This window comes from Streptomyces sp. NPDC006208, from assembly GCF_040613775.1.
GTDB lineage: Bacteria > Actinomycetota > Actinomycetes > Streptomycetales > Streptomycetaceae > Streptomyces.
This window is the reverse complement of record NZ_JBEXSW010000092.1, coordinates 1-9861: the sequence shown is the minus strand read 5'-3', so window position 1 is coordinate 9861 and position 9861 is coordinate 1. Positions and strand designations below refer to the sequence as shown.

Annotated in this window: 6 protein-coding genes; 4 read left to right on the top strand and 2 right to left on the bottom strand. The window is 70.5% G+C overall.

Annotation, left to right across the window (positions count from 1 at the left end; translation table 11 throughout):
* Positions 1 to 796: 796 nt before the first annotated feature.
* Entirely contained in the window at positions 797 to 2983 is a 2187-nt protein-coding gene (locus ABZ208_RS38270; RefSeq protein WP_356914062.1) for a SpoIIE family protein phosphatase, read from the bottom strand.
* Positions 2984 to 3168: 185 nt separating this feature from the next.
* Complete coding sequence (locus tag ABZ208_RS38265; RefSeq protein ID WP_356914061.1) at positions 3169 to 3804, bottom strand: TetR/AcrR family transcriptional regulator; 636 nt, start codon at positions 3802 to 3804, stop codon at positions 3169 to 3171.
* Between the two features lie 137 nt (positions 3805 to 3941).
* On the opposite strand from ABZ208_RS38265, the gene ABZ208_RS38260 reads away from it, so the two are divergent.
* Genes ABZ208_RS38260 through ABZ208_RS38245 form a run of 4 tightly spaced genes read left to right on the top strand, consistent with a single transcriptional unit; the run spans position 3942 to position 9667 of the window.
* Positions 3942 to 5087: a VOC family protein gene (locus tag ABZ208_RS38260; RefSeq protein WP_356914060.1), complete on the top strand. Its 1146-nt coding sequence runs from the start codon at positions 3942 to 3944 to the stop codon at positions 5085 to 5087.
* A complete protein-coding gene (locus ABZ208_RS38255) occupies positions 5084 to 6022 on the top strand; it encodes a fumarylacetoacetate hydrolase family protein (RefSeq protein ID WP_356914059.1) in 939 nt (312 codons plus the stop codon). Before ABZ208_RS38260 ends, ABZ208_RS38255 begins: the two co-directional genes overlap by 4 nt.
* Positions 6019 to 7632 carry a bifunctional 3-(3-hydroxy-phenyl)propionate/3-hydroxycinnamic acid hydroxylase gene (locus ABZ208_RS38250; protein ID WP_356914058.1) on the top strand — a complete coding sequence of 538 codons (1614 nt, stop codon included), beginning with the start codon at positions 6019 to 6021 and terminating at the stop codon, positions 7630 to 7632. Before ABZ208_RS38255 ends, ABZ208_RS38250 begins: the two co-directional genes overlap by 4 nt.
* 16 nt (positions 7633 to 7648) lie before the next feature.
* The gene (locus tag ABZ208_RS38245; RefSeq protein WP_356914057.1) at positions 7649 to 9667 is read left to right on the top strand and encodes an acetoacetate--CoA ligase; all 2019 of its coding nucleotides are present in this window, start codon (positions 7649 to 7651) and stop codon (positions 9665 to 9667) included.
* The last annotated feature ends 194 nt before the right edge of the window (positions 9668 to 9861 follow it).

Below are 9861 nucleotides of genomic sequence, written 5' to 3'. Positions count from 1 at the left end.
TCTCGGCTCCCCTACCCCCCTCACCCACCCCCCCTCAAAACTCACCACAATTTAAAACACCCCCCCCGCCGGGCGGGGGTTGGGGGGCGCGGGTGCTTCAGGGGAGCACCGGCGCCCACGGCTTCCCGGTCATACCGACTCCGGGGCAGGTGAAGTCGGCAGGGCGAGCCGGGTGATACCTCTGCGTGGGGCGCACCGATGTACTGGCCGCCGCGGGAGGAACGGAACGCGAGGTCTCCCGGTGAGCGCCACGCCGCAGCGGATGATCAGGTGACTCCTCCGCTGCGGACTGTGGAAGCGCTGCCGGCGACTCGTACCTGGGTGCCAGAACCGGCTCCTCCGAAGCGGCGTACAGTCCGTCCGCCTGCGACCCCATCCGCCCATCCGCCTCCCGCAGAGCGGAGGCCGTGGGACCTGCGTGATCCGACCAGACCTTCGGGATCCCGACGTGGGCGAGGATCTTCCCTTCGTCTCCCGGTCGGCCTGGGCCTGTGCGACCTCGAACCTGTGGTGCAGGCTGGCGAGTTCACCAGGACTGATGCCCAGTTCCCCCGGCGATGCGGGGCCGGGCCTCCTGCGATCAGCGGCGCGCTCATCCACCATCCGCAGACGGCCATGTCCGCGCGCGGCCCGACGGGGTGGGGCGACTGGGGCAGACTGCCCACCGACAACCAAGAATTGGGCACGTTCATCCGTACGTGACTGGGCGGGTTCAGGTTACGTCGACAGGTGCTGCATCGTCAGCCAGTAGAACCCCCGGGCGATCGTCTCTGCGGGCCGGGCGTGGGAATGGTGCTCATATGACCCCAGGAATACCCTCCAAGTCCAACGCTGCCGCGTCCGGGAAGAGCTCCGGCGCGCCCAGGGCGCACTCCGCCCAGACCGTCTTGCCGCTTCGGGCATGGCGCGTTCCCCAGTGCTCGGCGAGTTGGGCGACGAGGAACAGACCTCGTCCGCCCTCGTCGAAGACACGGGCCCGGCGCAGGTGCGGAGTCGTGCTGCCGGCATCCGCGACCTCGCACATGAGGGTGCGGTCGTGGATGAGACGCAGCTGGATGGGAGGCCGGCCGTAGCGGATGGCGTTGGTGACCAGTTCGCTGACGACCAGTTCGGCGGTGAAGTCGAGTTCCTCCAGCCCCCAGGTGGTCAGCTGCTTGGAGACGCACGCTCTGGCCCGGGCGACCTCGGCCGGGTCGGCAGCCACGTCCCAAGTGGCGACCTGACGGTCCCCGAGGGCGTGCGTGCGGGCCAGGAGGAGTGCCACGTCGTCGCGCGGTCGGTCTGCGGGCAGCAGCGTTTCGAGGACGGTGTCGCAGGTCGCCTCCAGGGAGGCGGAGGGCTGCGCGAGGGCGTGGCACAGTCGGGTGATGCCCGCCTCGATGTCGTGGTCGAGGGCCTCGATCAGGCCGTCGGTGTAGAGGGCGAGGAGGCTGCCCTCGGGCAGGTCGATCTCCGCCGTCTCGAACGGCAGGCCGCCCAGGCCGAGTGGCGGGCCGGCGGGCAGCTCGAGGATGTCTACAGTGCCGTCCCGGGTCATCACGGCGGGCAGCACGTGGCCCGCGCGGGCGAGGGTGCAGCGGCTGGCGACGGGATCGTACACGGCGTACAGGCAGGTGGCTCCGATGTCCCCCGCGGATTCTGTGTCCGTTTGGGCAGGGACTTCGGAAGAGACTTCGGCGGCCAGGCGGATGACGACGTCGTCCAGGTGGGTGAGGAGTTCGTCGGGCGGCAGGTCGATGTCGGCGAGGGTGCGCACGGCGGTCCGCAGCCGGCCCATGGTGGCGGCGGCGTGGATGCCGTGACCGACCACGTCGCCCACCACGAGTGCGACCCGGGCACCGGACAGCGGGATGACGTCGTACCAGTCGCCGCCCACGCCGAGCTGGGCGGCAGCAGGCAGGTAGCGGCAGGCGACCTCCACGGCGGACTGTGCGGGTGTGCTGTGCGGGAGCAGACTGCGCTGGAGGGTGAGGGCGGTGGTGCGCGCGTGTGTGTATCGGCGGGCGTTGTCGATGGCCACCGCGGCCCTGGCTGCGATCTCCTGGGCGAGTAGGAGGTCCTCGTCCCCGTACGCGTCGGGCTTGTGGTGACGGACGAACTGAGCGACACCCAGCGTGGTGCCACGGGCGCACAGCGGTACCAACAGCATGGAAGCGGACGGGCCGGGGTGGTGCCGTGAGGGCCGGCCGGTGACCAGGGCGCGAGCCGGTGGTGATCCGTCCGGGTACCTGTGGAGCTGCTGCGGCGGAACCGACGATTGCCCGTAGATCGTTTCCAGGTGGGTCGTCTCGGGGTGACTGTCCGTCACCGACCGCTGGGCGACCCGGCGGACCGCGAGTGTGCCCTTCGCAGGAAACTTCTCTCCGGAAGACGTGTCGAGGAGGTCGACGGTGACGGCGTCGGCGAAGTGCTCGGTGGCAAAGTCCGCCAACTCCTGGGCGGTGCGGGCGATGTCCAGGGTCGTTCCGACGCGTACGCTCGCCTCGTTCACCACCGACAGCCGCCACTGAACCTGGCGATCCCGCTCCTCCTGGAAGGCCAGGACGCCCGCCTCCGATGTGCGGTCCGTGTACTCGGTCGCCAGTGCAATCAGCTTGCGTGTCGCCGCGCTGATCGGCTCGGCATCGCTGGTGAGCCGGGGCAGCTCTTCGAGCAGCCGGTCGAGGATGCGGCTCTGCGCGAGCCGGAAGGCGCGCAGCATCGCTGTGACCGGCTTCCCGCGCTGAGCCAGCCGACGTGCGCGCTCTGCGTCGGCGGCCGGCGGATCGATCCGCCGTGGCTCGATGTCGTGCTCGATGCCGAAAAGCAGGGCGACGACATGCTCGGCGACGTTCTCCCCCGTCATCCGCGCGATGTCCGGTTCGTCCCACAGCTCGGGGACCTCGCGCCGCAGGCATTGCTCTACGTCGTGGATCAGCTCGTCCGCTCGCGGGCTGAGTTCCTGCGCGGCACGGGACAGAAGACTGTCCGCGGTGAAGTCCACACTGACGACGTTACGCCGTGCCGGTGGACCGCGAAGCCTCAGCCCGCATCTGGCTGCGCGGTGCCGGGAGGAGCCCGGTCTCACGGCTGGTCGAGGGGGACGAGGGTCCGCGCGGCCGCCGGCGGACGGGGTGGCGCCCACGGCTTTGCGGTGTCCACAAGGCCTGGCGCAGCCGGTGCTCCGGGTCAGCTGAGGTCGGGCAGCGGCCGCCGGGTCACCTGGTGGGCGTCGTCCGGCGGGACGCCCAGCATGCGCAGCACCATCTCGGCCAGGTCCGAGGCGGCCTCGTCGCCGTCGAGGTCGGGGCGGGTCAGCCGCAGCGCCACGAGGGACAGCAGGGTTCCGCCGAGGGCGGACAGAGCGGTGGTCGGGTTGGTGCAGGTGAAGCGGCCCGAGGCGATGCCGATCTCCAGGTCGCGCAGGGCTCGAGGGGCGAGGCCCCGGTCGGTGTGGATCTGGGCCAGACCGCGGTCACGCAGGATCCGCATGAGTTCAGGGTGGGAGTCGGCCATCCGGGCGGTGAGCCGGAAGCCCGCTGCGACAAGCTCGGCCGGGTCGTCGATTCCTTGGACGCGCTCGTCTATGACCTGCCCGAACTCGTCCAGGGCGTCTGTCACCGCGGCGTCGAACAGCTCCGTCTTGGACTCGAAGTGGTTGTAGAAGGAGCCGAAACCGACGTCCGCGCGCTCGGCGATGGCCTGGATGCTGGCGCTGGTGTCCCCGGTCTCCGCGAGGATCTGCCGGGCCGCACGGACGAGTGCCTGACGGGTCTCGGCGCGGCGCCGTTCGAAGCGGTTCTTGGGCGGGGCTGACGTCGGCATACGGGGAGTGTAGCAACCGTCGCGATGAGTCTGCCATAAATGATGAGATCATCAATTATTTGACTCCACCCTATTGACGATGAGTATCGGCAAAGTTGATGATTCCCTCATTACAGCAGTGTTGCTTGGAGGACACCATGTCCCACACCCCCGTTAACAGGGCCGCTTCCCAAACGCCCCACCAAGACCTCCACAGTGAGCAGGGCGCCCTGAGCGGAGAGCACCCCGGACGATCCCGGAATCCTGTGATCAAGGTGGCGGATCTGGCCTGGCTGGAGTTCGAGAAGCCGGACCTGGACCGGGCCGAGGTCTTCGCTCGTGACTTCGGCTTCGCGATCGCCGCCCGCACCGAGCACGAGCTGTGGCTGCGGGGCACGTTCGCCGGCCCGCCATGCATGGTGATCCGCAAGGGGCCTGCGTCCCGCTTCATCGGCCCGGCGTTCCGCGCGGCCGAACGGGCCGACCTGGAACGGCTGGCCCGCTCCACCGGCAGTGCGGTCCGGGACATCGGCGTACCGGGCGGTGGGCAGTCGGTCGCCCTGCTCGATCCCTCGGGCCTGCCGGTCCGGGTCGTGCACTGCGCCGAGCAGCTGCCCGCGCTGCCCGAGCAGCAGCCGCTGATCCTCAACTTCGGTACCGATCATCGTCGTACGAACGCCACCCAGCGGCCGCCCCGTGAGCCGTCCCGTATCCAGCGGCTGGGCCATGTGGTGCTGGAGACACGGGTGTTCGCCCGCACCCTGGACTGGTACCTGGACACCCTCGGGATGATCGTGTCCGACTTCCTGTTCCTGGACGGTCAGCGCGGGCGCGGGCCGACGATGGCGTTCATCCGCTGCGACCAGGGCGGCCTGGCCGTGGACCACCACACGCTGGCCCTGCACCTGGGGCCCGGAACCGGCTACGTCCACTCCGCCTACCAGGTCACCGACCTCGACGCGATCGGCGCCGGCGGGGAGTACCTGGCCGAGCGCGGCTACAAGCGCAGCTGGGGCATCGGCCGGCACATCCAGGGCAGCCAGCTGTTCGACTACTGGCGCGACCCCGACCACTTCATGCTGGAGCACTTCGCCGACGGCGACCTCTTCTCCTGCGATCTGGAGCCCGGCTGGGCGCCGATGTCGGCGAGCGGCCTGGCCCAGTGGGGCCCGCCGGTCACCCGCGACTTCCTGGGCACCAGCCCGTCTCCCGCCAAGCTGCGCGAGGTCATGACGGCCCTGCGCGGCGACAACGAACTCGACCCTGCACGCCTGCTGGGCCTGATGAAAGCGATGAGCTCATGAGCACCAACGTTCTGCGCACCACCGATGGCTGGTGGGTCGTCCGGGACGAGCGCGCCTTCCGCGTCGAGACCAAGGCGGTCACCACCGCCGAGCTGCTCGCCGACCGGGACGCGGTTCGCGAGGCCGCCGCTTCCGCCGAGAGCGGCACGCCCGTCGCCGACCTGGTGGTGCTGCCTCCGGTCACCACCCCCTGCCGGGTGGTCGCCCAGATGGTCAACTACCGCAGCCACGCCAAGGATTCGGGCTTCACCGGCGACATTCCGGCCACCTTCTTCCGCAAGGCGTCCGGCTCGGTCAGCGGACCGCACGAGAAGATCGTCCGCCCCGCGCACGTGAAGTTCCTCGACTACGAGGTGGAACTCGGCCTCGTCATGGGCGCGACCCTGCCCGTGGGCACCGTCGTCGAGGAGCAGGACCTGCCGCGCTACGTCGCCGGCCTTGTCCTGACCAACGACGTCAGCGCCCGCGACGTCCAGCTGACCAAGACCCAGTTCTACGAGAGCAAGTCCTATCCGACCTTCACGCCGACGGGGCCGTACCTGGCCCTGCTGGAGCCCGAGGACTTCGCCCACCTGCTCACCCTGCGGCTGCGGCTGTCGGTCAACGGCGTACCGCGCCAGGACCGCACGCTCGCCGACATGATCGTACGGCCCGCACAGGCGCTCACCCTGCTCGCCCGCTTCCAGACCCTCGACCCGGGCGACCTGCTGCTGACCGGCACTCCCGGCGGCACGGCCCTGAAGGCCCCGCCCAAGCCGATCGCGAAGATCAGCGCGTTGCTGCCGCCCGCGATGAAGTGGAAGGCGTTCTTCAAGGGCCAGGCCAAGAACCCCCTTTACCTGCGCGACGGTGACCTCATTACCGCCACGATCGCCACCCCCGACGGGCAGATCGACCTCGGCGAGCAGCGGACCCCCGTCACGGACGCACCATGAAGGCCGCATCCCGGACACCGGTGGTGATTATCGGTGCCGGACCCGTCGGGGTCACGGCCGCCCTCCTGCTCGCCCGGCACGGAGTGCGCAGCGTCGTCCTGGAACGCCACCGGGACGTCTACCCCCAGCCGCGCGCCGTCGTCGTGGACGACGAGATCCGCCGGATCCTGCAGAGCGTCGGTGTCCACGAGGAGTTCGCCGCCCTCGCACGCCCCGCGCGCGGGCTACGGCTGCTCGATGCCCGGCGCCGCATGATCACCGAATTCCCGCGGACCCTGCACGGGCACCACGGCTTCCCACAGACCAGCATGTTCGACCAGCCCGAGCTGGAACGTCTGCTGCGCGACGCCCTGGCGCGCCGCCCAGAGTGCGAGCTGTGGGGCGGGGTGGAGGTCGTGTCCGTCACCCAGGGCACCGACGGACCGAACGATCCCACGGGTCCGGTCCGGGTCGCCTTCCGTCGCGACGGCAGCGACGAGGTGGAGCACGTGTGGGCCGATGCCGTCCTCGGCTGCGACGGTGCGGGCAGCCTCACCCGCGACGCCATCGGCACCCTCTGGGAGGACCTGCACTTCGAAGAGAGCTGGCGGGTCATCGACGTGCGCACCAGCCGCCCGGTACGCACCTGGGAAGGCGCCGAGCAGATCTGCTGCCCCAACCGGCCGGGCACGTTCATGCGCGTCGGCGAGGACCGCTACCGCTGGGAGTTCCGGCTGGCCGAGAACGAGCACCTGGACGGCCCGGACGGGTGGGCGCGCCTGCGGGAGCTGGTCGCCCCCTGGGTGGACCTGCCGCCCGATGTCTCGCAGGCCGACGACTTCGAGGTGATCCGTCAGGCGCAGTACACCTTCCGGGCCCGTCTCGCCGACCGGTGGCGCCGGGGGCGCGTCTTCCTGCTGGGCGACGCCGCCCACCTCACCCCGCCCTTCGTCGGGCAGGGCCTGTGCGCAGGCCTGCGTGACGCTCACAACCTCACCTGGAAACTCGCCCGCGTCCTCCAACAGGGCGCACACGAGGGGCTGCTGGACACCTACGAGCGTGAGCGCAAGCCGCATGCCCGCCATGTGATCCGCGTCGCGGTCGCGGTCGGCTGGGCCATGACCGGCGGACAGGACCGCGGTGCGGCATTGCGCCGTGCCGTCGTGGGCACGGTCTGTCGCATCCCCGGCGTGACCGCGGCGGTGAGTCGTGACCTCAGCCCCGCCCTGACCGCCGGTCCACTCGTACGGCGCCGCCCGAGGCTGACCGGCCGCGTGCTGGCCGGCACCTTCTGCCCGCAGCCCTGGGTACGGCACGACGGCAGGCGAGTGCGCCTCGACGACGTGCTCGGGCACCCCTTCGCCGTCCTGACCGCTGTGCCGCCCACGGCGCAGATGACGGCCGTGGCCACGGCACTGGGCGCGCCGACGATCCACGTCGACGACCTGGGCGACGACGGCAACCTGGCCGCCTGGCTGGCACGCGGCCGGTCGGATGCCGTCCTGCTGCGCCCCGACCGCGTCGTGATGGACACCGTCCCCGCCGGCACCGGCGACTTCACGGACACCGCCGCCTGGGCTCCCCTGCTGCACACGGCCCGCCGTACCGCCGATGTCCGGCCCGTCTCCTGACGAGGAACACCACACCATGACCAGCCCGCACCCCACGCCGTACCCGGAACCCTTCTTCACCCCCGACCCGAAGACGGCCGCCCGCAGCCGCATCGCGGACTTCGCCCGATGGGCGGCCCGGCACCAGGGCGCCGAAGGGATCCAGGACCCCACCGACTACCAGGCCCTGTACCGCTGGTCCGTCACCGACCTGGAAGGGTTCTGGGCCGCGGTGTGGGAGTACTTCGACATCGATGCGACGACCGAGTACGAGCGGGTGCTGGCCGAGGAGACCATGCCCGGCGCCCGCTGGTTCCCCGGCGCCACCCTCAACTACGCTCACCACGCGCTGCGCAACCTGCAGCCGGACGCTCCCGCCATCACCGCCCTGGACGAGACCGGAGCCGGCTACGAGATCACGGGCCGGGAGCTGCGCTCACAGGTCGCCTCCGTCGCCGCCACCCTGCGCGACCTGGGCGTCGGGCAGGGCGACCGGGTGGTGGGCTACCTGCCCAACACCCCCCACGCCGTCATCGCCTTCCTCGCCACCGCCAGCCTGGGCGCGGTGTGGTCGGTGTGCGGCCAGGACTACGCACCCAAGGCCGCCGCCGACCGCTTCGCCCAGCTCGAACCCACGGTCCTCATCACCGCGGACGGCTACCTCTTCAACGGCACCACCCACGACCGTCGGACCGCCTCGCTCGAACTGGCCGCCGCCCTGCCGACGCTGACGGCCACGGTGCTCGTGGACCACGTGGGCCTTGCCTGGCCTGAGGGCGGCCACCCGGGGCTGACGGTTCCCTGGGAGGACGCCGCCATCCGCATCGAGTACCTCACCGTCGTCCCGGTGCCGTTCGACCACCCTCTGTGGGTCGTCTTCTCCTCCGGCACCACCGGCCTGCCCAAGGGCATCGTCCACGGGCACGGCGGGGTCCTGCTCGAACACCTCAAGATGCTCGGCCTGCACACTGATCTGGGCACCGGGGACCGCCTGCTGTGGTACACCACCACCCACTGGATGATGTGGAACCTGGTCGTCTCCACCCTGCTGACCGGCGCGACCACCTGCACGTACGACGGCAGCCCGGCACCGCTCGCGCGACCGGACATCCTGTGGGAGCTGGCGGCCCGCCACAAGGTCACCGTCTTCGGTACCAGCCCCCAGTACCTGCTGGCCATGAGCAAGCTGGGCATCGAACCCTCCGTGCACGACCTTTCGGCCGTCCGCGTCGTCGGCTGCACCGGCTCCGCTCTGCCCGCCTCCGCCTACCCCTGGGTCCGTGACCATGTGGGCCCCGGTGTCCAGCTGGCCTCCACCAGCGGCGGCACGGACGTCGTCTCCGGCTTCGCCGGCAGTGCCGCCACGACCCCGGTCTGGGCGGGGGAGCTGTCCGCCCCCGGCCTGGGCGTGGCCCTGGCCGCCTACGACGCGACTGGCACCCCTGTCCTCGACCAGGTCGGCGAACTGGTCGTCACCCGGCCCATGCCGTCCATGCCGCTGTACTTCTGGAACGACCCCGACGGCAGCCGCTACCGCGACGCCTACTTCGGTGCCCACCCCGGTGTGTGGCGGCACGGCGACTGGATCACGCTCACTTCGCACGGCTCGGTGATCGTCCACGGCCGCTCCGACGCCACCCTCAACCGCAACGGCGTGCGCCTGGGCAGTGCCGACATCCACGACGTCGTCGAACGCCTCCCCGAGGTCACCGAGGCCCTCGTGATCGGCGCGGAGGCCCCCGACGGCGGCTACTGGATGCCGCTCTTCGTGGTCCTCGCGGACGGGGTCGGCCTGGACGACTTCCTGCGCGAGAAGATCCGCGACGCGATCCGCGCCGGCGCCTCGCCCCGCCACGTCCCCGACGAGATCCTCGCCGTACCGGCCCTCCCGCACACCAAGACCGGCAAGAAGCTCGAGGTTCCCGTCAAGCGCCTGCTCCAGGGCGTCCCCGCCGAGCAGGTCCTGAACCCCGCGGCGGTCGACAACCCCGATCTGATCGCCTACTTCGCCCGCCTGGGCGCGGAGCGGAACAAGCGGTCAGCTGACCACACATGACGTCGGCGGGGCCACAATCCCACGTGGCAGCACCGGGTCCTTGTGCCCCGCCCGGCTCCGCAAACCCCGTCCCCACCGCGTCGTGGGGGGGGGGGGGGGGGCCCCCCCCCCCCCCCCCCAAAAAACAAACCCAAAAAAAAAAAAAAAAAATAAAAAGCAAAAAAACAAAAAAAAAAGACAACCCGAATAGGAAG